The following is a 22140-nucleotide window of genomic DNA, read 5'->3' as shown; positions in this document are numbered from 1 at the left end:
GAGCGGCAGCAGTCCACCCCCGCACCGGCAAACAGGCGGTGACTCCGGCATCGGCCGCGCGGGGAGATCCTCGGCGTCACCGGCGGCAGGCCGACGAAGTGACCCGTCGGTGCGTCGTCCGGTCCCCGCCGAGTCAGCGGGGCCAGACGGACATCCGGCGGCGCACCTCGGCGATCCGGGCCGCGTCCAGGCCGTAGCGGCTGAACCGGCGGTCGGCCAGCCCGTCGAGGTAGCGGCCGGCCGCCCGGACGTCCACGTCCTCCAGCGCCGGATCCACCTGGCGGGCCAGCTCCAGCAGCTCGGCCACCGGGTAGCGGTCCAGCGCGGCGGCGACGTCGATGTAGTCGCGTACCTCCCGGCGGTTGACCAGCGCGGCGGTCTTGTTGGCCAGCAGGTCCCGCACGTCCATCACCGGACCGAAGTCCATCACCACCGGGCTGCGGTGCCGGTCCAGCCGGGCCAGGCTGAGCCGGATCTGCCGGTCGCCGCGGCTCACCACGAAGTCCCGCAGGTCCCGGTCGAAGCCGTCGAAGACCTCGCCCAGGCCGCCCGGGTCCGCCTCGTCCACCCGGTAGCCGGCCCGTTCCAGGGCGGCGCGCACGTCGGCCGCCGCCGCGGCGGCGGCGCCCTCCACATCGGCGAACAGGTCCACGTCTTCGGTCGGGCGGGTGACCAGGCCGTGCGCGGCCCAGGCCACCCCGCCGCCGAGCACGAACCGGTGCGGGCCGGCGGCGGCGAGCGCCACCCGGGCCACCTCCCGGTAGAAGTCGTGCGGATGCGTCACGCGGTACGCAGGCTCCGGTGCCGGCCCTCCCAGGCCAGGCGTACGCCGCGCGGCAGGTTGAGCAGCGGCCACACCCGGCGCAGCGTCGGAGCGTGGATCAGCTCCCGCAGGTCCGTCACCCGGGTGGTCTCGCGCAGCACGTTCTCGTACATCCAGAGCAGCTCGTCGGGGTCGGCGAGGTCGAAGGCGCGTTCGCTGTTCCACATCAGGCGCACCGGCAGCTCGACGATGCCCCCGGTGGGGCCGGCCAGCTCGTCGAGCGTGCGCGGGACCACGGCGGGACGCCCGGGCCGGGCGAGGTACGCGCTGGCGGTGGCCGACATGCCATGAGGGTAACCCCTGACCGGCGTGTCGAGTGCCAAGGTCGGTGACCGGCGTCACGACGACCGGCGGAAGAACGGCCGCCCCGGTACCGTTGTGCAGAGCGTCGGTGTGACCAGTGTCCCCGGGCCTCACCTAAATTGCCTTCGCGGAATACCGTTCGGCTGGAGCCGCGTCGCGCCACTCGCCGAGAGGCGACCTGCACACCGACGCCCAGCGCCGCCCCGGCCCACCCGGCCGGGGCGGCGCTGTTTCCCGCTCGACTCGCGGGCGCCGGACGGCTGGCCTAGTGTGCAAAGGGTCAGCCGATCTTCGAACGGGGAGGGGCGCCCGGGTGGGTCTGAAGACGTTCATCCAGGGGTGGCCGGTCTACCGGCAACTCACCGGCACCGACCCGCTGGGGCGCGGCGCCGCCGCCCGGTCGGCGCGCTCCGCCGGGCTGACCGCCCGCACCGAGACCGCCGACGGCGTGGCCCGCTCGGTGTGCCCCTACTGCGCGGTCGGCTGCGGGCAGCGCGTCTTCCACTCCGAGGGCCGGGTCACCCAGATCGAGGGCGACCCGGACAGCCCGATCTCCCGTGGCCGGCTCTGCCCGAAAGGTTCCGCCAGCAAGAGCCTGGTGACCAGCCCGCTGCGCCAGACCAAGGTCCGCTACCGCCGGCCGTACGCGACCGACTGGGAGGATCTGGACCTCGACGTCGCACTCGACATGATCGCCGACCGGATCCTCGCCGCCCGCGAGGAGACCTGGGAGGACGTCGACGACGAGGGACGCCCGCTGAACCGGACGCTCGGCATCTCCAGCCTGGGCGGCGCGACGCTGGACAACGAGGAGAACTACCTCATCAAGAAGCTGTTCACGGCGATGGGGGCGCTCCAGATCGAGAACCAGGCGCGTATTTGACACTCCGCCACCGTCCCCGGTCTGGGGACCAGCTTCGGTCGCGGCGGCGCGACGGACTTCCAGCAGGACCTCGCCAACGCTGACGTCATCGTCATCCAGGGCTCGAACATGGCCGAGGCCCACCCGGTGGGCTTCCAGTGGGTGATGGAGGCGAAGAAGCGCGGCGCGAAGGTCTTCCACGTGGACCCGCGGTTCACCCGCACCAGCGCGCTCGCCGACACCTACCTGCCGATCCGGGCGGGCACCGACATCGCGCTGCTCGGCGGCGTGGTGCGCTACATCCTGGACAACGAGCTGGACTTCCGGGAGTACGTGCTGGCCTACACCAACGCGGCCAACATCGTCAGCGAGCAGTTCGCCGACACCGAGGACCTGGACGGTCTGTTCTCCGGCTACAACCCGGAGACCGGTTCCTACGACCACGCCAGCTGGCAGTACGAGGGCCAGGAGGAGCACACCAAGGTCCGGGGCACCGGCAAGGAACGCGACTCGGCCTCCGGCATGGAGCACGAGTCGCACGGTGAGCCGGTGCCGGCGCGGGCCAGCCGGGACGAGACGCTCCAGCACCCGCGCTGCGTCTACCAGATCCTCAAGCGGCACTTCGCCCGCTACACCCCGGAGATGGTGGCCCGGGTCTGTGGCATACCGGAGGAGAGGTTCCTGGAGCTGGCCCGCGCCTGGACGGAGAACTCGGGTCGGGAGCGCACCGGCGCGCTTGTCTACTCGGTGGGCTGGACGCAGCACAGCGTCGGCGTGCAGTACATCCGCACCGGTGCGATCATCCAGACGCTGCTGGGCAACATGGGCCGGCCGGGTGGCGGCATCCTGGCGCTGCGCGGGCACGCCAGCATCCAGGGCTCCACCGACATCCCGACGCTGTTCAACCTGCTGCCCGGCTACCTGCCGATGCCGCACCACGCCACCCACCCGACGTTCGACGAGTGGGTCGACAGCATCCGCCACCCGGGCCAGAAGGGCTTCTGGGGCAACTCGCGTGCGTTCGCGGCGAGCCTGCTCAAGGCGTACTGGGGGGACGCGGCGACGCCGGAGAACGACTTCGGCTACGGCTACCTGCCCCGGATGACCGGTGACCACGGGACGTACCAGCAGGTCCTGAACATGATCGACGGCAGGATCAAGGGCTACTTCCTGCTCGGTCAGAATCCGGCGGTCGGCTCCGCGCACGGCCGGGCCCAGCGCCTAGGCATGGCCAACCTGGACTGGCTGGTGGTCCGCGACCTGTTCCTGATCGAGAGCGCCACGTTCTGGAAGAACAGCCCGGAGATCGCCACCGGGGAGATCGTGCCCCAGGAGTGCCGCACCGAGGTGTTCTTCCTGCCGGCCGCCTCGCACGTGGAGAAGGAGGGCACGTTCACCCAGACCCAGCGGCTGTTGCAGTGGCGGGAGAAGGCCGTCGACCCGCCGGGCGACGCCCGCTCCGAGCTGTGGTTCTTCTATCACCTGGGTCGGGTGCTGCGGGAGAAGCTGGCCACCTCCACCAAGCCCCGCGACCGGGCGCTGCTGGACCTGGTCTGGGACTACCCGACGCACGGCGCGCACGCCGAGCCGAGCGCCGAGGCGGTGCTCAGGGAGATCAACGGCTACGACGTGGCGACCGGCCGCCCGCTGAACGCGTTCGCCGAGGCGAAGGACGACGGCTCCACCGCCGTCGGCTGCTGGATCTACACCGGCGTCTACGCCGACGGGGTGAACCAGGCGGCCCGCCGCAGGTCCCGGCACGAGCAGGACTGGGTGGCCGCCGAGTGGGGCTGGGCGTGGCCGGCGAACCGGCGCACGCTCTACAACCGCGCCTCCGCCGACCCGGACGGGCGGCCGTGGAGCGAGCGCAAGAAGTACGTCTGGTGGGATCCGGACGCCGGCGAGTGGACCGGCTACGACGTGCCGGACTTCGAGAAGACGAAGCCGCCCACCTACCGGCCGCCGGACGACGCCACCGGCCCGGCGGCGCTCGCCGGTGACGACCCGTTCGTCATGCAGGGCGACGGCAAGGCCTGGCTGTACGCGCCGAGCGGCGTGCTCGACGGCCCACTGCCGACGCACTACGAGCCGGCCGAGTCGCCGATGCGCAACCCGCTCTACGGGCAGCAGGCCAACCCGACCCGGAAGATCTACGAGCACCCGGTGAACCGGATCAACCCGAGCCCGCCGGAGCCGCACAGCGAGGTCTTCCCGTACGTGTTCACGGTCAGCCGGCTCACCGAGCACCACACGGCCGGCGGGATGAGCCGTACCGTGTCGCGCCTGGCCGAGCTGCAACCGGAGATGTTCGTCGAGGTGTCCCCGGAACTGGCCGCCGAGGTCGGGCTGGCGCATCTCGGGTGGGCGCACCTGGTCAGCGGGCGGGCGGTGATCGAGGCGCGGGTGCTGGTCACCGACCGGCTCACCCCGCTGCGGGTGGACGGCCGGATCATCCACCAGGTGTGGCTGCCCTACCACTTCGGCAGCGAGGGGCTGGTCACCGGCGACTCGGCGAACGACCTGTTCGGCATCACGCTGGACCCGAACGTGCTCATCCAGGAGAGCAAGGTCGGCACGTGCGACGTCCGGCCCGGGCGGCGTCCCACCGGACCGGCGCTGCTCGACCTGGTCGGCGACTACCAGCGGCGGGCCGGGATGACCGCGGACCGTAAGGTGCCGATCGTCACCACCGACGTGCTGGGCGGTGAGAACGCGGCCGGCAGCACCGACGAACAGACCCCCGAGGCCGCGGCGCGGGACGGAGACGGGAATGCCTGACCCCAACAGCCTGTACGGCCCGCTCGACCCGGCCCCGGACGCGGGCTGGGTCGCCGCCCCGCCCCGGATGGGGTTCTTCACCGACACCAGCGTCTGCATCGGCTGCAAGGCGTGCGAGGTCGCCTGCAAGGAGTGGAACGGCGTCCCGGACGCGGGCTTCGACCTGCTCGGCATGTCCTACGACAACACCGGCGCGTTGACCGCGAACTCCTGGCGGCACGTGGCGTTCATCGAGCAGCCCCGCCCGGCGGGGCACCGGACGCCGCCGTTCGGCGGCGACCCGACCGGCCCGGTGACCAGCAGCCCGGCGTCGGCGTCGGTGGGCGCGGGCACGGTCCCCGACACCGGCACCAACCCGGGCGGGCCCGCGGGGCGTCCGGAGGCGGCGGCGCGGATGGCGGCCGGCCCGGAGTTCCTCGGCATGCCAGGCGCCCAGCCGCCCGGGCGGGACACCGGCGCGGAGAGCCGCACCGACTTCCGCTGGCTGATGATGTCCGACGTCTGCAAGCACTGCACGCACGCGGCCTGCCTCGACGTCTGCCCGACCGGTTCGCTGTTCCGCACCGAGTTCGGCACCGTCGTGGTGCAGGAGGACATCTGCAACGGCTGCGGGTACTGCATCTCGGCCTGCCCGTACGGCGTGATCGACCAGCGCAGGGACGACGGCCGGGCCTGGAAGTGCACGCTCTGCTACGACCGGCTGGGCGCCGGCATGACGCCGGCCTGCGCGCAGGCGTGCCCCACCGAGTCCATCCAGTACGGCCCGCTCGACGAGCTGCGGGACCGGGCCGCCCAGCGGGTCGCCACGCTGCACGAGCGCGGCGTGCCGGAGGCCCGGCTCTACGGCCACGACCCGACCGACGGGGTGGGCGGCGACGGCGCGTTCTTCCTGCTGCTCGACGAGCCCGAGGTGTACGGGCTGCCGCCGGACCCGGTGGTCACCACCCGGGACCTGCCGAAGATGTGGAAGCGTGCCGGCCTGGCCGCGTTGGCCATGGCGGCGGCCACCGTCGCCGCGTTCGTCGGAGGATCGTCGTGAACCCGGACCGCCCGGTGGGCGCCCTGTTCCGCCGCTTCCGCGACCGCCTGGCCGCCGACCGGGCCGCCGTCGCGGAACGGACCGGCGACGGTGGGCCCGCCACCGGGGAGCCCGGCGGCGCGCCGTCGACCGGCTCGCCCACCGCCCGCGTGGTGGGCCGTGCCGAGAGCGGCAGCCGGGCCACCGGCACCGGACCCGGCGTCGGCCGCACCGATGCCGGCGCCCACGACGCGGGGCTGACCCCGCAGCCGCCCCGCGACACCGCGCCCACCGCCCGTCGCCGACGCGGCGGCAAGGGCGGCCGAGGCGGCGAGCAGCTCACCGTGCCCCCGGTGGAGTTCACCTCCTACTACGGCCGGCCGGTGCTCAAGCCGCCGGTGTGGCGGTGGGACATCGCCGCGTACCTGTTCACCGGTGGGCTCGCCGCCGGCTCCTCGATGCTGGCCGCCGGTGGGCAGCTCACCGGCCGGCCGGCGCTGCGGCGCGCCGGCCGGGTCACGTCGCTGGCGGCGGTGAGCGCCAGCGCGTACTTCCTCATCAACGACCTGGGCCGGCCCAGCCGCTTCCACCACATGCTGCGGGTGGCGAAGGTGACCTCGCCGATGTCGGTGGGCACCTGGATCCTCAGCGTGTTCGGCCCGGCCGCCGGGCTGGCCGCGATCGCCGAGGCCGCGCCCCGCCTGCCGGAGCGCGGGCTGCTCGGGCTGGGGCGGCGGCTGCTGCCCCCGACCGGGCACGCGGCCGGCCTGGTCGCCGCCGTCACCGCGCCGGCGCTGGCCACGTACACCGGGGTGCTGCTGGCCGACACGGCGGTGCCGTCGTGGCACGAGGCGTACCCGGAACTGCCGGTCATCTTCGCGGGCAGCGCGCTGGCCAGCGGCGCCGGCGTCGGGCTGCTGGCCGCGCCGCCCGGGCAGGCCGGCCCGGCGCGGCGGATGGCGGTCGCCGGCGCGGCGCTGGAGCTGTGGGGCGCGCACCGGGTGGAGAACCGGCTCGGCCTGCTCAGCGAGCCCTACGCCGACGGCACGCCCGGGAAGTTGCTGCGTGCCGGCCGCGCGCTCACCGCCGCCGGGGTGGCCGGCGCGCTGGTCGGCCGCCGCAGCCGGCTGCTCTCCGCCGCCTCCGGCGGCGCGTTGCTCGCCGCCGCCGTCTGCACCCGCTTCGGCATCTTCCACGGCGGCGTCGCCTCGGCGCGGGACCCGAAGTACACGGTGGTGCCGCAGCGCGAGCGCGCCGACCGGCGGGCCTGACGCCTCGCCGGGCGGCCGGCGGGCCGCTGTGGTTGACTGCTGCGTGGAGGCGTTCAGGCGGCTGGTGCCCCTCCCGGTCTTCAAAACCGGTGTGGTCCGGGACCCGGGCCAGGCGGGTTCGATTCCCGTCCGTCTCCGCCACACCGTCCCCGGGGGAGCGTGCGATGCGTGAGGTGGACCCGCGTCGGCGGGTGCCGCGCACCGACGCGTTGCTCGCCGACCCGGCGCTGTCGGCCGCCGCCGGCACGGTCGGCCGCGACCGGGTCAAGGCCGCGATCGTCGCCGCCCAGCACCGCGCCCGTCGCGGCGAGATCACCCCCGATCAGGTACGCGACGCCGCGCTGGCCGACCTGCCTGGGCGTACGCCCCGGCCGGTGCTGAACGCCACCGGCGTGGTGCTGCACACCAACCTGGGTCGGGCCCCGCTCGCCCCGGCCGCCGTGGACGCGCTGGTCGCCGCCGCCGGGCACACCGACGTGGAACTCGACCTGGCCACCGGCCGGCGGGCGAGGCGCGGCCGGGAGGCGCTGGACGCGCTCGCCGCCGCCGTGCCCGATGCCGCCGCCGTGCACGTGGTCAACAACGGCGCCGCCGCGTTGGTGCTGGCCGCCACCGCGCTCGCCGCCGACCGGGAGATCGTGGTCAGCCGCGGTGAGCTGGTCGAGATCGGCGACGGGTTCCGCCTGCCCGACCTGCTGGCCAGCACCGGGGCCCGGCTGCGCGAGGTGGGCACCACCAACCGCACCAGCCGGGCCGACTACGCCGCCGCGATCGGCCCGCGCACCGGCTTCGTGCTCAAGGTCCACCCGTCGAACTTCGTGGTCACCGGCTTCACCTCGGCGGTGCCGGTGGGGGAGCTGGCCACCCTCGGCGTGCCGGTGGTCGCCGACATCGGCTCCGGCCTGCTCCGGCCGGACCCGCTGCTGCCCGACGAGCCGGACGCCGCGACCACGCTACGCGCCGGCGCCCACCTGGTCACCGCCAGCGGCGACAAGCTGCTCGGTGGGCCGCAGGCCGGCCTGCTGCTCGGCGCCGCGGACCTGGTGGAGCGGCTGCGCCGGCACCCCCTCGCCCGGGCGTTGCGGGTGGACAAGCTCACCCTCGCCGCGCTCGCCGCCACGCTGCACGCGCCCGCCACCCCCACCGGGGAGGCGCTGCACGCCGACGCGGGCCGGCTGCGTGCCCGCACCGAACGGCTGCGTGACCGGCTCGGCGCCGACGGGTGCAAGGCCGAGGTGGTGCCGGTCGCCGCGGTCGTCGGCGGGGGCGGCGCGCCCGGGGTGGAGCTGGACTCCTGGGCGCTGAGCCTGCCCGAGCGCTACGCCGTGCCGCTGCGCACCGGCGACCCGGCGGTCCTCGGCCGGGTGCTGCACGGCCGGCTCCTGCTGGACCTGCGCGCCGTGCCGGTCGGCGACGACGACCGCGTGCACGCCGCGATCCTGCGCGTGGCGGGCTGACCCGTGTGGGTGGTGGCCACCGCCGGACACGTCGACCACGGCAAGTCCACGCTGGTGCGGGCGCTGACCGGGATGGAACCGGACCGGTGGGCGGAGGAACGCCGCCGGGGCATGACCATCGACCTCGGCTTCGCCTGGACCACGTTGCCCTCCGGCGGCACGCTGGCGTTCGTCGACGTGCCCGGGCACGAACGGTTCGTGCCGAACATGCTGGCCGGCGTCGGCCCGGTGCCGGCCGCGCTGATCGTGGTCGGCGCCGACGAGGGCTGGATGCCGCAGTCCGCCGAGCACCTGGCCGCGCTGGACGCGCTGGGTGTGTCGTACGGGCTGCTGGCGGTGACCCGCGCGGACCTGGCCGATCCGGGGCCGGCGACGGCGCGGGCGCGGGCGGAGATCGCCGCGACCTCGCTCGGCGAGGTGGAGGCGGTGGCCGTCTCGGCGGTCACCGGCGCGGGCCTGCCCGAGCTGCGCGCCGCGCTGGACCGGCTGGTCGCCCGGCTGCCCGACCCGGCCCACGACGCCCCGGTCCGGCTCTGGGTGGACCGGTCCTTCACGGTGCGCGGCAGCGGCACGGTGGTCACCGGCACGCTCGGCGGCGGTCGGCTGCGCGTCGGCGACGAACTCGAACTCGCCGCCACCGGCGAGCCGGTGCGGGTACGCGGTCTGCACTCGCTGGGCGTCGCGCGGTCGGACGTCGACGCGGTGGCGCGGGTGGCGGTGAATCTGCGCGGCCTGCCCCGGGACCGGGTGGGGCGCGGCGACGCGCTGCTGCGCCCCGGCCGGTTCGGTCGCACCGACCTGCTCGACGTGCGGCTGGCCGGCGACCCGGCCGCCGACCTGCCGGCCACCCTCACGCTGCACGTCGGTTCCGCCGCGGTGCCCGCCCGGGTCCGGCCGCTGGGCCCGGACACGGTCCGGCTGCGCCTGGCCCGCCCGCTGCCGCTGCTGATCGGTGACCGGGCGCTGCTGCGCGACCCGGGCCGGCACCACGTGGCCGGCGGCGTGACGGTGCTGGACGTGGATCCGCCGCCGCTGCGTCGCCGGGGCGCGGCGGCTGCCCGCGCCGCCGTGCTGGCCGGGCTGGACGGCCGGCCCGACCCGGTCGGTGAGCTGCGCCGGCGGCGGCTGGTCCGGGCCGGGCAGCTCGCCCGGATGGGTGTGCCGCCGGCCGCCACACCGGTGGCCGGCGACTGGCTGGCCGACCCCGACCACTGGCGCGACCTGGGCCGCCGGCTCACCGAGGAGGTCGCCCGGTACGCCGCCGAGCACCCGCTCGCCGCCGGCGTGCCGCTCGACGCGCTGCGCCACCGCCTCGGCCTGCCCGACCGGGCGCTGGTGACCGCGCTGCTGCGCCCGCCGCTGCGGCTGCACGCCGGCCTGGTCACCGCCGCCCCGGCCGGGACGCTGCCCGACCCGGTCGCCCGCGCGGTGGCGACGGTGCGCGCCGAATACGGCGACCGGCCGTTCCAGGCGCCCGAGGCGCACCACCTCGCCGGCCTCGGCCTGGGCCCGAAGGAGATCGGCGCGGCCGTGCGGGCCGGGGCGCTGGTGCGGCTGGCCGAGAACGTGGTGCTGCTGCCCGGCGCGCCGGACGACGCGGCCCGGGTCCTGGCCGGGCTGCCGCAGCCGTTCACGCTCAGCGCCGCCCGGCAGGCGCTGGGCACCACCCGTCGGGTGGCGGTGCCGCTGCTGGAGCTGCTGGACCGGCGCGGTCTCACCCGCCGCCTGCCCGACGACGCCCGCGAGGTGGTCCGCCCGCCGGGCTGAGCGGTTGCGCGTCGATGGCAGGCTGGCCGCATGATGGACGTGCGTCGCGCCCTGCGGGCCGACCGGGCGTGGCCGAACCGGGTGTTTCCGCCGGCGGTGCTGGTCTGCTGGCTGGTCTGGGCGGCGCTCGCCTGGTGGTCGGCCCCGCGCTCGGTCGACGCGGCCGAGCTGGAACGGGACCTCGCCGCCGGCCGGGTCCTGACGATCGCCCGTGCCGACGGGTGGGACGACTCCGGCCCGTGGGCCCGCCGCCCCGAGCCCCGGTACGCCCAGGGCGGCTCGACGGTGGTCTGGGCCCGTCCCGACGGCCAGTTCCGCTACGCGTACGTGCCCGCGTCGGTCCCGGACGGCGGCCTCGTCGCGGCCGACCCGGACGCCGGCCCGGCCACCGGCGCCGCCGATCCCGGCCCGGCCACCGGCGACCCACCCGGCGACGCCGACGCCGGGTGGCCCGACCCGGGCCCCGACCCGCTCGCCGACCCGCGGGCCCGGGACGCCACCACCCACGGCGGCGACACCCGCGCCGACACGATCGCGAACACGGCCGCGCTGTTCGCCTTGGCGATCGGTGTCGGCTGGCTGCTCACGCTGGTCGCCGGCCCGCCACCGGTGCTCGGGACGCGCTGGTACTGGTTCTGGATCGGGTTGCTGCCGTTCGGCCTCGGCGTGCTGGCCTGGGCGTACCGGGAACGGTGGCGCGCTGACGTGCCCGCGGCCCGGCCACGCCGTACCGGCTGGGCCGGGCTGGGCTGGTGGCTCGTCGGCGGCATCGCGGTGTCGATCGCGGTGGCGGCGCTGCGCATGCTGCTCGGCGGGTACGTGGTGCCGGGCGGGTGAGCCAACCGGCGACGACGGCCCGCCCGGTCACCTACCGTGACGCCATGGACCCTTCCGCGGTCTGGCGGGACAAGAACCACAGGTGGCGGATCGAGGCGTACCGGGCTCCGGACCTGCGGTTCGCCATCTTCGCCACGAACGGCACCACCGAGTCGGCGCCGCTGTGGCTGTTCGGGATGGCCGCGTTGGCCCGCTGGCTGATGACCCACGCCGTCTCCCTCGACGACCTGGAGACGGACTGACCCGGACGGGGGACAACCGGGGCGAACCGGCCCTCCGTGCCGGTCGGTGGCCGTACCGTCCGGGGCGTGAAGGACCGAGGCATGCGGACGTTCGTCACCGTCCTCGCCGGGCTGGCCGTGATCTACTTCGGCGCCACCGGGCACCGCGCGAGCGGCGGGGAGGGCGGTGGCATCTCCGGCGGCGTGGTGCTGCTCGCCCTGCTCGCCTCGCTGCTGGCCTGGCACCTGACCCGGCCCGGCCCGGCCAAGTAGCCCGCCGGCTCAGCGGGCCGCCGCGGCGGAGCGGCTCACCTCACCGGCCGACTCCTCGCCGAGCGCCACCCGCACCAGCGCCGACGCCAGCCGCCCGAAGTCGGCCTCCCCGACCAACCCGACCAGGCTGCCCGGATTCGCCGGCAGGCCCAGCCGCCGCGCCCCGGCCAGGGTGCGGCGGTCCGCGTACGGGCGCACGTCGGGCCAGACCGCCTGCGCCTCCCGCAGGAAGATGTCCGCCCCGGTCGGGCCGATGCCGGGGAACTCGGTGAGGAACCGGCGCAGCACCGTGCGGTCCGCGCCGGCCTCCCGGTGCAGCCGGCGCAGGTCGCCGTGCCACCGGTCCAGGCACAGCCGGGCCCCGGTGCCGAGCATGGTGGCGGTCCGTTCGTCGTAGCGCCGGTAGTGGCCCCGGCCCAACGCGTCGACCCGGTCCTGCCAGCTCGCCGCCTCCATCGCCTGCGGGGTCCGCCAGCCGGCGGAGAACAGCTCCCGGGCCGCGGCGACCGCCACGCTCGCCCGGATCCGGGTGCTCAGCAGTGTGGTGAGCACCAGCAACTGGTAGAGCGGACCGGGCCGGTCCGCGAGCGTGATCCCGGCCTCTTCCGCGTACGTGCGGGACTGCCGGTCCAGCAGGGCCCGCGCCACGTTCCGATCGTCCGGCATTCGACCGGGTTACCCGCCCGGGGCCGGCCCAGACCCGTCGGCGGCATCGGAATGCGCCGGTCGGCGGCGGGTACCCGGACGACGTGCGTGGTCGACGGCCGCGCGCTCCCACCGGGAAGGGAGAGACCTGTGGTCAAGCCCCAGCAGGAGGAGTTGCGCCGGAACGATCTCGGCGCGACCAGCCAGGACAGCCGGAAGTCCGCCGTCACGGGCGGCGACCGCTCGCGGGGCGGGGGCACGTCCAACGCCGACGCCGGCCGGCGGGTGCCGAAGGGACAGGTGTCGCCGTACGGCCCGGCCGGTGAGCCGGTGGCCGAGGACGCCAGCGACCGCTAACCGCGCGGCGACGACGGCCGCAGCCTCCGCCAGGTGGCTGCGGCCGCCAGCCCGTACGCCAGGTGCGGCACCAGGTCGGACGCCCAGTCGACGCGTCTCCAGGTGCGCGGGTCGGTCACGCCGAGCAGCGTCATCGCGCTGTCGGAGGTGGCCATCACGCCGCCGCCGAGCAGCGTCACGGCCACCGGCAGCGGCACCCGGCGACGCACGGCGAGCAGACCGAACACGACGCCGGCGGCGATGCCGGTGGCGTATCCGAGCACCGGCCCGAGGCCGGCGCGGCGGTTCGCCGCCTCGTCGGCGGGCCCGAGGTCGACGTGCGCCACGTCGGCGAGGCGGCCGGCGGTGGTCTCCGGCGTGGTGCTGGCCGGACGGGCCCGCAGCGTCATGTCGAGGTAGCTGACCACGTTGAGCACGGCGCTGCCGACGGCGCCCGCGATGGCGCCGTCGACCAGGGGCGCCGCTCTCACTTCGGGTCGCCCGGTTCGCGTTCGCCCTTGGGCCCGTAGGTCCGGTCGCCCCGGACGACGCCGCGCTGACCCCGGTCGTCCTGCAGGATCCGGTTGGCCACCTGGTTCGCCTCCTGGTCGGCGGCCCGCCCGGACTGTTCGACGCGGTCGCGCAACCGCGCCCGCTGCTTGTCGTACGCGTTGCTGCCCGGCCGTGGTCCTGGCATCGCTGCCTCCTCCGGTCGCTGTCGCTGTCGGCCCCGTCTACCCGCCCCGGCCGGCGCCAACCGTGGGCCGGACACCGCAGCGTCCGCCGCCTGGCCCGGCGCTCACTCGGGGGCGCGGACCACCGCCACCGGGCAGTCGGCGCGGTGCAGCAGGGCCTGGCTCACCGAGCCGAGCAGCAGCCCGGTCAGCTCGCCTCGACCCCGCCGGCCCACCACGACCAGCTGGGCGTCGCGGGCGGCCGCGACCAGCGCCGCGACTGGCCGGGCGTGCGTCACCTCGCGGGTCACCGGCACGTCCGGCCAGCGTTCCGCGATGCCGGCGAGCGACTCGGTCAGCACCCGGTCCTCCTCGCCGCGGAGCTGGTCCTCGTCGTGCACCAGGGGCTGCATGTCGCCGGGACCGGTCGAGGCCGGGTGGGTGTAGGCGTGCACCGCGTGCAGCCGGGCCCCGCGTGCGGACGCGGTGCCGGCGGCGAACTCGACGGCGGCGCGCGACAGCGGGGAGCCGTCCACGCCGACCACCACCGGGCCGGCGTCGCGGGCCGTCCCACGGGCGACCAGCACCGGGCAGTCGGCGTACGAGGCGACCTGCACCGCGACGGAGCCGAGCACCAGCGCGGCGAAACCGCCGAGGCCCCGGTCGCCGAGCACCACCAGGGCGGCGCTGGGGGACTCGCCGAGGAGCACGGCGGCCGCCTCGCCGTCGATGATCTCGCCGGTGATCCGCAGCCCGGGGCACTCCGCCTCGGCCGTCGCGACCGCGTCGCCGACCAGTTGTTCGGCCTGGTGGCGCAGGCCGGCGCCGGGTGGCGCCTGCGCGGGCGCCGACACCGGCACCCGCAGCAGCGGCCAGATGAATCCGTGCACCACGCGCAGCGGACGGTTGCGGCGAGCGGCCTCCCGGGCGGCCAGCCGCACGGCCCGCGTCGCCGACTCGGAGCCGTCCACGCCGACCACCACCGCCGCGCCGTTCGCCGAGTTCACCGGTACCTCCTCGCCGCCGGCCGCCCCGCCGGCCCGCGCCGCCAGTATCGCGGCCGGCGTGGCCCCGCCGGGGCGATACCGCGTGAGTCGGCTGCTCGGTACGCTGACGCCAGCGCGCACGGGAGGGAGCCCCGTCGATGGTCGAGCCGGTCCTGCCCAGCACCGCCCGCATGATCGACCACTGGCTCGGTGGCCGGGACCACCGCCCGGTGGACGTGGCCGCGGCGACCGCGTTCGAGGCGGCGTACGGGCCGTGCGCGGTGATCTTCCGCTCGTTGCGGGCCTTTCTCGGCCGCACCGTGCGGGCCGTCGCCGCCGCCGGGGTGGACGAGTTCCTCGTCTTCGGCGCGGGCGTGCCGACCTGCGGAAACGTGCACGAGGTGGCGCCGGGGGCGAGCGTGCTCTACACCGACGCCGACCCGGAGACGGTCCGGCTCGGCCAGCGCCTGCTGGCCGGCAACGACCGGGCCGGCTACGGCTACGGTGACGCCACCGACATCGGTACGCTCGATCCGGCTCAGTTGCGCCGCTTCGTGCCGGGCTGGGGGAGCGGACCGGTCGGGGTGGTCTTCCTGGGCCTGGCCGCGTTCCTGGACGACGACACACTCGCTCGGACGCTCGACGAGCTGTACCGGGCGGCGGCGCCGGGCAGTTGGCTGGCGATCGACTTCGACGGCACGGAACTCGCCGCGTACCCGGAGGCGCTGGCCATGATGGGGCCGGCGTTCCGGATGCGCGAACCCGAGCGGTTCCCGCCGCTGCTCGGCCGGTGGCGTCCGACGGCCGAGGGCGTGGTGCCGGTCGCGCGGTGGCGGCCGGTGGGCGAACCGGAGCCGGTGCCGGACGCGTTTCACGGCGCGCTGGCGTGGCGACCGGCCGGTTGAGCCGCCGGTCGAGGTGGCGCGTCCGGTGTCGGTCCTCCTCCGTATGATGTTTGCCCTGTAGCAATAGTCGTCATCGGAGGATGAAGCATGCCGGAGGCGTCCGGATCGGTGTCGCGTGCCCTGCGCACGGCGCCCCCCGACCAGTTGGCGGAGACCGCGGACGCGGTGTTGCGCCACACGCTCGGCGCCGCGCGTGCGGAGGTGTTCGTCGCCGACTACCGGTCCAGCGGCCTGTGGCCGGTGCTGGACCCGGAGCGCCCCGACGGCGGCCCGCTGCGCTCCCACGGGGTGGCCCAGCGCTGCTTCAGCAGCCAGGAGCCGGTCCTGGACACCGCCGACGACGGCCGGTGCCGGGCCTACCTGCCGCTGTCGGTGTGGGGCGAACGGCTCGGGGTGCTGATGGTCGAGCTGCCGGCCGTTCCGGACGCGGCGACGGTGGCGGCGGCCCGGGACGCCGCCGGCGACCTGGCGGTGGCGATCCGCGCGGCCGACCGGGAGACCGACCGCTACCGCCGGGCGCGTCGCCGGGAGCGGCTCAGCATGGCCGCCGAGATGCAGTGGGACCTGCTGCCCGGGCGCAGCGTCCGGCACGGCGACGTGCTGCTGGCCGGGCAACTCGAGCCGGCGTACACGGTGGGGGGTGACCACTTCGACTGGTCCGTCGACGGGGACCGGCTCACCGTCACGGTGCTCAACGGTGCCGGCAACGGGTTGTCCGCGTCGCTGCTCACCGCCGTGACCGTCAACGCGATGCGTAACGCGCGCCGCTCCGGCGGCAGCCTGGTGGAGCAGGCGGAGCTGGCCTCGGACACGATCTTCTACCAGCACCGGGGAAGCCGGCACGTGGCCACGCTGCTGCTGGAGCTGGACGGCCGGCGGGGCGTGGTCCGGGCGGTGGACGCGGGTTCCCCGCACGTGCTGCGGCTGCGCGGCGGCCGGGTCACCCCGGTCACGCTGGACCAGCAGCTGCCGCTGGGCATGTTCGCCGAGACCCGGTACGACGTGCAGGAGTTCGGCCTGGAGCCGGGCGACCGGCTCTTTGTGGTCAGTGACGGGGTGTACGCGGCGGAGCCGGACGAGCAGGAGCCCTACGGCGCGCGGGCGATGGCGCGGGCGATGCGGTCCACTCGGCTGCAGCCGGCCACCGAGGCAGTTGGTACGGTGATGCGCGAACTGCACGCGTACCATGCCGACGCGGATCTTCGCGACGACGCGGTCGTCGTCTGCCTGGACTGGCGCGGTTCCAGCCGGCCGGACGACGCCTCGCGGCGGTGACCGGGGCGGCGGGGCGAACACGAGCGGGACGATCGCAGGGGACAGCGAGTGGAGCGACCTCCGAATCTTGCCGCGGCCGTCGAGGCGGCTGCCGAGGCGCTCATCGGTGTGCTCGACTCGGCCACCTCGCGGCACAACCTCAGCGTCTCGCCCACCCAGTTGCGGGTGCTGTCGCTGATCATGTCCCACCCGGACACCAACGTGAACCGGCTGGCCGAGCTGCTGGACGTGGTGCCGTCGTCGGCGAGCCGGCTCTGCGACCGGCTGGAGGCGGTCGGGTTGCTGCGCCGGGTGGCCGACCCGAGGGACCGGCGCGAGGTGCGGCTGCTGCCCACGAACGCGGCGGAGTCGCTGCTGCGCGAGTTGCAGGAGCGGCGGCACCGGGCGGTGCAGGCGGTGCTCGACCGGATGCCCAACCGGGTGCAGCACGAGTTGTTGCTGGCGTTGCTGGCGTTCGGTCAGGCGGCCACCATGACCGCGCCGCAGTCGGGTTCCGACTCCACCGCCCGCTCGGCGTGACCTCGGGTGCCCGAGCCGCAGCCGCTCCACTAGTGTCCTAGGATGCCCTACGCGATGTGACGCTGCCCACCGCCGCCACGCTGAGCAGCCACGCAGCACGACAGCCGGAAGAACGCGCGAGGCCCGATATAGTGGCAGCGCAACTGGCCGGCCCGGGTCGCTGTGACCGCGGGCCGCATCGGGGAGGTCCCAGCCCGGGATCGCAGAGGCTGCCGGCGTCTGACCGGCCGACAACGCGCACGTTCCTCCGGCGGCCGTTCGACGGCCGCCGGACCGTGCTGCGGAGGGAGGGTGAGGGGTGTCGCGTCGGCCGGCTCCAGCGGAGCACCCGGGGGACACGGCGACGGTCGCGGCGGACCGCGTCCTCACGTTGCCGAACCTGATCAGCTTCGTCCGGCTGCTGGGCGTGCCGCTGTTCCTCTATCTCTTCCTCGTGGTCCGCGCCGACGTGGTCGCCATCGTGGTGCTGGCGGTGGGCGGCACCAGCGACTGGGTGGACGGCTGGATCGCCCGGCGCCTGCAGCAGGTCAGCCGGTTGGGTGAGCTGCTGGACCCGCTTGCCGACCGGCTCTACATTCTCGCCACGCTGCTCGCCTTCACCGCCCGCGAGGTGGTCCCCTGGCAGTTCACCGCGGCGCTGTTGGCCCGGGAACTGCTGCTGCTCGGCTCACTGGGGGTGCTGCGCCGGCACGGCTACGGCCCGCCGCCGGTGCACTACGTGGGCAAGACCGCGACGTTCCTGCTGCTGGCGGCGTTCCCGATCCTGCTGCTGGCCGACGCCGCGCCGGGCGCGGCCACCGTCGCCGGGGCGATCGGCTGGGGGCTGGCCTGGTGGGGGCTGGTCCTCTACTGGGCCGCCGGGGCGATGTACGTGGTGCAGGCGCGCCGGCTGGTCCGGGCGATGCGGGCCCGGCGCGCGGGGGTGTCGGCGTGACGGCGGCGCCGCCGCGGGACGGGGAACGCGACCCGTCGGCGCGGGTGTACGCGCCGGACTTCCTGACCGAGTTGTTCCGCAATCCGTTGGATCCGGGGTACGGGGACGCCGCGGCGCGGCGTGCGGTCGGTCCGGTGTCGCGGGTGCGGCAGGTGCTGGCCCGGCCGGTGAGTCTGGTGGTCCTGGCGGTGATCGGGTTCCTGTTCGCGGTGGCGTACCGGGAGACGATGGCGGAGGAGCCGAGCCGGGCGACGGCGCGGGCCGGGTTGATCGCGGAGATCAAGCAGCGGGAGGCGGAGACCGACCGGTTGACCCAGCGGGCGGAGCAGTTGCGCGTGGAGGTCGGTCGGCAGCGGGACGCGGCGTTGAGCGGCTCGCAGGCGTCCCGGTTGCGCAATCTTGAGGCGGGGACGGGCCTGGGGCGGGTGCGGGGCGACGGTGTGGTGGTGCGGTTGGTGGACGCGCCGCGTGACAAGGACGCGGTGACGGGTGCCGAGGCGGGTCCGTCGCAGGTGTTGTACTCGGATCTGCAGAAGGTCGCGAACGGTCTGTGGGCGGCGGGTGCGGAGGCGGTGTCGATCAACGGGCAGCGGCTGACGGCGACGTCGACGATCCGGCAGGCCGGGGAGGCGATCCTGGTGGACTACCGGCCGGTGACGAGTCCGTACGAGGTGCAGGCGATCGGGCCGGGGTCGATGCGGGACCGGTTCGACGACGGTCGGGCGGCGGCGTTGATGCGTGAGGTGGCGAAGACGACGGGGTTGTCGTTCGGGGTGAAGGAGGTCGACGGCCTCACCCTGCCGGCGGCTCCGGAGCCACGGCTACGCTACGCCGAGTCGCCGGCGAGTCCGGGCCCGGTGCCGTCGGGTTCGGGTGTCGTGGGCTCGTCCAGTCCCGGGCCGTCCGGCTCGGGTGTTTCTCCCAGTCCCTCCGGAGGTGGCCGATGATCGCGGTGCTGGCGTTGCTCGCCGGGGTGGTGCTGGGGGTGTATCTGGATCCCACGGTGCCGGCGGCGTTGCAGCCGTATCTGCCGATCGCGGTGGTGGCCGCGTTGGACGCGGTGTTCGGTGGGGTGCGGGCGAAGCTGGACCGGATCTTCGACGACAAGCAGTTCGTGGTGTCGTTCATCTCGAACGTGCTGGTGGCGGGTCTGATCGTGTACCTGGGTGACCAGCTGGGGGTGGGCGGTCAGTTGTCCACCGGTGTGGTGGTCGTGCTCGGGGTGCGCATTTTCGGGAATGTGGCGGCGATCCGCCGGCACCTGTTCCGGGCGTAGGTTGGTGGGGATGAGCGAGGAGCACAGGGAGACGGGTACGGGCTGGCCGTCGCCGGTGGGGCCGGGGCGGCCGTCGGGTCCGGCGGGTGAGCCGGATCCGCGTCCGAACGCGCCCGATCCGGACGAGTTGAGCCCGTTGGCGCCGGTGGAGCCCGTGGAGCCGGTATCGCCCGCGGAGCCGTTGGCGCCGGGGGAGCGGGAGGACGTGCCGGCGCCGGCGGAGGAGCCGGGGGCCGCGGCGGCGCCGGATCGTGCGCCGGTGTCGCGGCGGTTGACGTCGGCGGGCGCGATGATCGCGGTGTTGCTGGCGTTGTTGGGCTTCACGCTTGTGGTGCAGTTGAAGACGACGTCGACGGATCCGACGCTCGCGGCGACGCGGGAGGAGGACCTGGTGCGGATCTCGTCGGATCTGGATTCGCGGGAGCGGCGGCTGCGGCAGGACATCGAGGCGTTGGAGGAGAGCCAGCGTCAGTTGCGCTCCGGTGAGCTGGGGCGGCAGGCGGCGTTGGAGGAGGCGACGCGGCGGGCGGACGAGCTGGGCATTCTGGCGGGGACGCTGCCGGCGGTGGGGCCGGGTCTTGAGGTGCGGTTCTCGGGGCCGGAGAAGGCGATGTCGTCGACGCGGATCCTGGACGCGGTGCAGGAGTTGCGGGGTGCGGGCGCGGAGGCGATGCAGATCCAGGGCGCGGACGGCACCGCGGTGCGGGTCATCGCGTCGACGTATTTCGTGGACGCGTCGGGTGGGGGTCTGGTGGTGGACGGGCGGCGGTTGAGTGGCCCGTACACGATCCTGGTGATCGGTGACCCGGCGACGATGCGTACGGCGTTGAACATTCCGGGCGGGGTGGTCTCATCGGTGCGGGACGCCGCCGGTAACGTGACGTCCGAGGATCGTGAGGTTGTGGAGGTTTCGCAGCTGCACGCGCCGATCAAGCTGGACCACGCCCGGCCGGTCTCCTGACCGGTCGCGGCCCGCGCCGGTTCGTCCGGTGCACCGATGACGAAGGACGCAGCTGGTGATTCCTGAGGATCTGCGGTACACCGCCGAGCACGAGTGGGTGGTCGGTGGTGACGGTGGTGTCGTCCGCGTCGGTATCACGCACTTCGCGCAGGATGCCCTGGGTGACATCGTGTTCGTGCAGCTGCCGGACTCCGGTGCGGTGGTGGCGGCCGGTGAGTCGCTGGGGGAGATCGAGTCGACGAAGAGCGTGTCGGAGATCTACGCGCCGTTGAGTGGCACGGTGTCGGCGCGCAACGAGGCGTTGACCGACACGCCGGAGGTGATCAACACGGATCCGTACGGTGCGGGTTGGTTGGTGGAGATCACTCCGGATGATCCGGCGGCGGTCGAGGGTCTGTTGACCGCTGACGCGTACCGCGAGCTCACCGAGAGCTGAGTTCGTGTCGTGCCGGGCGGGCGGGGTTGGTTCCGCGCGTCCGGTTGCCCTGCATTTCGGCGCTGGCTAGGCTCGCCCAGTCGACCGAGAACCAATTGTTTGAGCGTTGCGGAATGCGCCTTCCCGGGCATGGGGAGCCAGCCGCCGGGTGTGGGTTAGCCCGGCGGCCAGACCCGCCATTCCCCGACGCCGACCGAACAGATCCGTGAGGTGGTCCCATGACGCGGCCCGACGACGAGTTCCCCCCGCTCGACGTCACTTCGACGCTCAATCTCGGTTCGCTCGACGAAGTGCTGGAGGGGCCGGACACCGATGTGGTGCCGAGCCGCATGTCCGGTTCGTTGCCGCCGGGAATGGCGTTGCTGGTGGTTCGGCGGGGCCCGAATGCGGGTGCCCGGTTCCTGTTGGATCACGATGTGACGACGAGTGGTCGGCACCCGGACAGTGACATCTTCCTCGATGATGTGACGGTGTCGCGGCGGCACGCGGAGTTCCATCGGGACGGCGGCACGTTCACGGTGCGGGATGTGGGCAGCCTGAACGGCACGTATGTGAACCGTGAGCGGGTCGAGGCGGCGACGTTGAGCAACGGTGACGAGGTGCAGATCGGCAAGTTCCGGGTCGTGTTCATCGCTGGTCCGCGCCCGGAGGAGGAGGCCGGCCGGGGGTGAACGAGCCTGCGGCTTCGACGCCGTCCGGGGCGGGGCGGGCGCCTGCGCTGATGAGTATCGGCGAGGTGCTGGCGCAGTTGCGGGCGGAGTTTCCGGACGTGACGATCTCGAAGTTGCGGTTCCTGGAGGCCGAGGGCCTGGTGGAGCCGCAGCGGACGCCGGCGGGTTACCGGAAGTACGGCTGGGACGACGTGGCGCGGTTGCGGTTCGTGTTGTCCGCGCAGCGGGATCAGTATCTGCCGTTGCGGGTGATCCGGGATCAGTTGGCGCAGTGGGACGGCTCGGACGCGTCGCCGCCGGGGCGGGCGCGGCCGAATCTGGTGGCGGTCGGTCCGGGTGGTGTGGTGCCGGGTCGGGAGCCGCCGGAGCCGGTGGAGTCGCCGGAGGTGCGGCTGGGTCGGGCGGAGTTGATTGCCCGTAGCGGGGTCGACGAGTCGACGTTGGTCGAGTTGGAGCGGCTCGGTGTGCTGGTGTCGGATCCGCCGGGCTGGTACGACGGGGATGCGTTGATCATCGCGAGTGCGGTGGCGGGGTTGGCGGCGTACGGGTTCCAGCCGCGGCATCTGCGGGCGTACCGGTCGGCGGCGGATCGGGAGGTCGGTCTGTTCGCGCAGTTGGTGGCGCCGTTGGCGCGGCAGAGTGATCCGGCGGCGCGGGCGCGGGCGGCGGAGACGGCGCGGGAGTTGATGGCGTTGTCGCAGCAGTTGCACGCGGCGTTGGTGCGGGTGGGGCTGCGGTCGACGTTGGGTCGGTGAGGTTGTCGGTGGGGGTCGGGTGCCGGTGGGTGCCCGGCCCCTTTCGTCGTGGATGGGCGCGGAAAGATCGGCCGGGATGGGCGTGTCGTAGGCTTGCCGGGGTAAGCCCGTCTGTCGAGGCGTGGTGCACGTAGCGCGTGGGACTCTCGTGTCCTGG

General features: G+C 74.6%; 25 protein-coding genes and 1 tRNA gene. 20 read left to right on the top strand and 6 right to left on the bottom strand.

Features of this window, described 5'->3' with window-relative positions:
• Positions 1-133: 133 nt before the first annotated feature.
• Both AB0B02_RS19320 and AB0B02_RS19315 read right to left on the bottom strand, forming a co-directional pair.
• Positions 134-784 (bottom strand): nucleotidyl transferase AbiEii/AbiGii toxin family protein, encoded by a 651-nt coding sequence (locus AB0B02_RS19320; protein ID WP_357302010.1) that lies wholly within the window; start codon positions 782-784, stop codon positions 134-136.
• The gene (locus tag AB0B02_RS19315) at positions 781-1107 is read right to left on the bottom strand and encodes a hypothetical protein (RefSeq protein ID WP_281941358.1); all 327 of its coding nucleotides are present in this window, start codon (positions 1105-1107) and stop codon (positions 781-783) included. The genes AB0B02_RS19320 and AB0B02_RS19315 overlap by 4 nt, the downstream gene beginning before the upstream one ends.
• Before the next feature lie 332 nt (positions 1108-1439).
• On the opposite strand from AB0B02_RS19315, the gene fdh reads away from it, so the two are divergent.
• The 9 genes from fdh (at position 1440) to AB0B02_RS19270 (ending at position 11610) form a co-directional block, all read left to right on the top strand.
• A complete protein-coding gene (fdh, locus tag AB0B02_RS19310; protein WP_357302005.1) occupies positions 1440-4766 on the top strand; it encodes a formate dehydrogenase in 3327 nt (1108 codons plus the stop codon).
• The gene (locus AB0B02_RS19305; protein ID WP_357302002.1) at positions 4759-5805 is read left to right on the top strand and encodes a 4Fe-4S dicluster domain-containing protein; all 1047 of its coding nucleotides are present in this window, start codon (positions 4759-4761) and stop codon (positions 5803-5805) included. The genes fdh and AB0B02_RS19305 overlap by 8 nt, the downstream gene beginning before the upstream one ends.
• The gene (gene nrfD / locus AB0B02_RS19300; RefSeq protein ID WP_357301999.1) at positions 5802-7055 is read left to right on the top strand and encodes an NrfD/PsrC family molybdoenzyme membrane anchor subunit; all 1254 of its coding nucleotides are present in this window, start codon (positions 5802-5804) and stop codon (positions 7053-7055) included. The genes AB0B02_RS19305 and nrfD overlap by 4 nt, the downstream gene beginning before the upstream one ends.
• 45 nt (positions 7056-7100) lie before the next feature.
• Positions 7101-7196, top strand: a tRNA-Sec gene (locus AB0B02_RS19295).
• 23 nt (positions 7197-7219) lie between these two features.
• Complete coding sequence (gene selA / locus AB0B02_RS19290; RefSeq protein ID WP_281941349.1) at positions 7220-8512, top strand: L-seryl-tRNA(Sec) selenium transferase; 1293 nt, start codon at positions 7220-7222, stop codon at positions 8510-8512.
• A gap of 3 nt (positions 8513-8515) precedes the next feature.
• On the top strand, positions 8516-10279 hold the full coding sequence (gene selB / locus AB0B02_RS19285; protein WP_357301996.1) for a selenocysteine-specific translation elongation factor: 1764 nt from the start codon (positions 8516-8518) through the stop codon (positions 10277-10279).
• Positions 10280-10309: 30 nt separating this feature from the next.
• A complete protein-coding gene (locus AB0B02_RS19280; RefSeq protein WP_357301993.1) occupies positions 10310-11116 on the top strand; it encodes a hypothetical protein in 807 nt (268 codons plus the stop codon).
• A 44-nt stretch (positions 11117-11160) separates the two neighbouring features.
• Positions 11161-11358 carry a hypothetical protein gene (locus AB0B02_RS19275; RefSeq protein ID WP_107157830.1) on the top strand — a complete coding sequence of 66 codons (198 nt, stop codon included), beginning with the start codon at positions 11161-11163 and terminating at the stop codon, positions 11356-11358.
• Positions 11359-11439: 81 nt separating this feature from the next.
• Entirely contained in the window at positions 11440-11610 is a 171-nt protein-coding gene (locus AB0B02_RS19270; protein WP_357301989.1) for a hypothetical protein, read from the top strand.
• A 9-nt stretch (positions 11611-11619) separates the two neighbouring features.
• Here the strand turns inward: AB0B02_RS19270 and AB0B02_RS19265 are convergent, their stop codons facing one another.
• Complete coding sequence (locus AB0B02_RS19265; protein WP_281941341.1) at positions 11620-12276, bottom strand: hypothetical protein; 657 nt, start codon at positions 12274-12276, stop codon at positions 11620-11622.
• Positions 12277-12405: 129 nt separating this feature from the next.
• Here AB0B02_RS19265 and AB0B02_RS19260 point away from each other — a divergent pair, with 129 nt between their 5' ends.
• A complete protein-coding gene (locus AB0B02_RS19260) occupies positions 12406-12612 on the top strand; it encodes a hypothetical protein (protein ID WP_107157832.1) in 207 nt (68 codons plus the stop codon).
• Here AB0B02_RS19260 and AB0B02_RS19255 read toward each other — a convergent pair.
• The 3 genes from AB0B02_RS19255 to AB0B02_RS19245 form a co-directional block, all read right to left on the bottom strand.
• Positions 12609-13082 (bottom strand): hypothetical protein, encoded by a 474-nt coding sequence (locus tag AB0B02_RS19255; RefSeq protein ID WP_357301984.1) that lies wholly within the window; start codon positions 13080-13082, stop codon positions 12609-12611. The two genes, AB0B02_RS19260 and AB0B02_RS19255, sit on opposite strands and share 4 nt — an antisense overlap.
• The gene (locus AB0B02_RS19250) at positions 13079-13288 is read right to left on the bottom strand and encodes a phosphatidylethanolamine-binding protein (RefSeq protein WP_281941336.1); all 210 of its coding nucleotides are present in this window, start codon (positions 13286-13288) and stop codon (positions 13079-13081) included. Before AB0B02_RS19250 ends, AB0B02_RS19255 begins: the two co-directional genes overlap by 4 nt.
• A gap of 102 nt (positions 13289-13390) precedes the next feature.
• Complete coding sequence (locus AB0B02_RS19245; RefSeq protein WP_357301979.1) at positions 13391-14272, bottom strand: universal stress protein; 882 nt, start codon at positions 14270-14272, stop codon at positions 13391-13393.
• Positions 14273-14409: 137 nt separating this feature from the next.
• On the opposite strand from AB0B02_RS19245, the gene AB0B02_RS19240 reads away from it, so the two are divergent.
• The 10 genes from AB0B02_RS19240 (at position 14410) to AB0B02_RS19195 (ending at position 21983) form a co-directional block, all read left to right on the top strand.
• Positions 14410-15156, top strand: a complete 747-nt coding sequence (locus AB0B02_RS19240) for an SAM-dependent methyltransferase (RefSeq protein WP_357301976.1) — start codon at positions 14410-14412, stop codon at positions 15154-15156.
• An 87-nt stretch (positions 15157-15243) separates the two neighbouring features.
• On the top strand, positions 15244-16431 hold the full coding sequence (locus tag AB0B02_RS19235; protein ID WP_281941329.1) for a PP2C family protein-serine/threonine phosphatase: 1188 nt from the start codon (positions 15244-15246) through the stop codon (positions 16429-16431).
• 48 nt (positions 16432-16479) lie between these two features.
• On the top strand, positions 16480-16950 hold the full coding sequence (locus tag AB0B02_RS19230; protein WP_281941327.1) for a MarR family transcriptional regulator: 471 nt from the start codon (positions 16480-16482) through the stop codon (positions 16948-16950).
• A gap of 298 nt (positions 16951-17248) precedes the next feature.
• Positions 17249-17884: a CDP-alcohol phosphatidyltransferase family protein gene (locus AB0B02_RS19225; RefSeq protein WP_281941325.1), complete on the top strand. Its 636-nt coding sequence runs from the start codon at positions 17249-17251 to the stop codon at positions 17882-17884.
• A complete protein-coding gene (locus AB0B02_RS19220) occupies positions 17881-18831 on the top strand; it encodes a DUF881 domain-containing protein (protein WP_281941323.1) in 951 nt (316 codons plus the stop codon). The genes AB0B02_RS19225 and AB0B02_RS19220 overlap by 4 nt, the downstream gene beginning before the upstream one ends.
• Positions 18828-19160, top strand: coding sequence for a small basic family protein (locus AB0B02_RS19215; RefSeq protein ID WP_007071104.1), 333 nt, complete (start codon positions 18828-18830; stop codon positions 19158-19160). Before AB0B02_RS19220 ends, AB0B02_RS19215 begins: the two co-directional genes overlap by 4 nt.
• A 10-nt stretch (positions 19161-19170) precedes the next feature.
• Complete coding sequence (locus AB0B02_RS19210; RefSeq protein WP_357301970.1) at positions 19171-20121, top strand: DUF881 domain-containing protein; 951 nt, start codon at positions 19171-19173, stop codon at positions 20119-20121.
• Positions 20122-20176: 55 nt separating this feature from the next.
• Positions 20177-20557, top strand: coding sequence for a glycine cleavage system protein GcvH (gcvH, locus tag AB0B02_RS19205; protein WP_107157839.1), 381 nt, complete (start codon positions 20177-20179; stop codon positions 20555-20557).
• 218 nt (positions 20558-20775) lie between these two features.
• Positions 20776-21228 carry an FHA domain-containing protein gene (locus AB0B02_RS19200; protein WP_007071101.1) on the top strand — a complete coding sequence of 151 codons (453 nt, stop codon included), beginning with the start codon at positions 20776-20778 and terminating at the stop codon, positions 21226-21228.
• Between the two features lie 50 nt (positions 21229-21278).
• Positions 21279-21983: a MerR family transcriptional regulator gene (locus AB0B02_RS19195; protein WP_281941316.1), complete on the top strand. Its 705-nt coding sequence runs from the start codon at positions 21279-21281 to the stop codon at positions 21981-21983.
• Positions 21984-22140: the final 157 nt, after the last annotated feature.

The sequence above is a fragment of the Micromonospora sp. NPDC049240 genome, assembly GCF_040647835.1.
Taxonomy (GTDB): Bacteria; Actinomycetota; Actinomycetes; order Mycobacteriales; family Micromonosporaceae; genus Micromonospora.
This window is presented reverse-complemented; position numbering and strand designations above follow the sequence as displayed.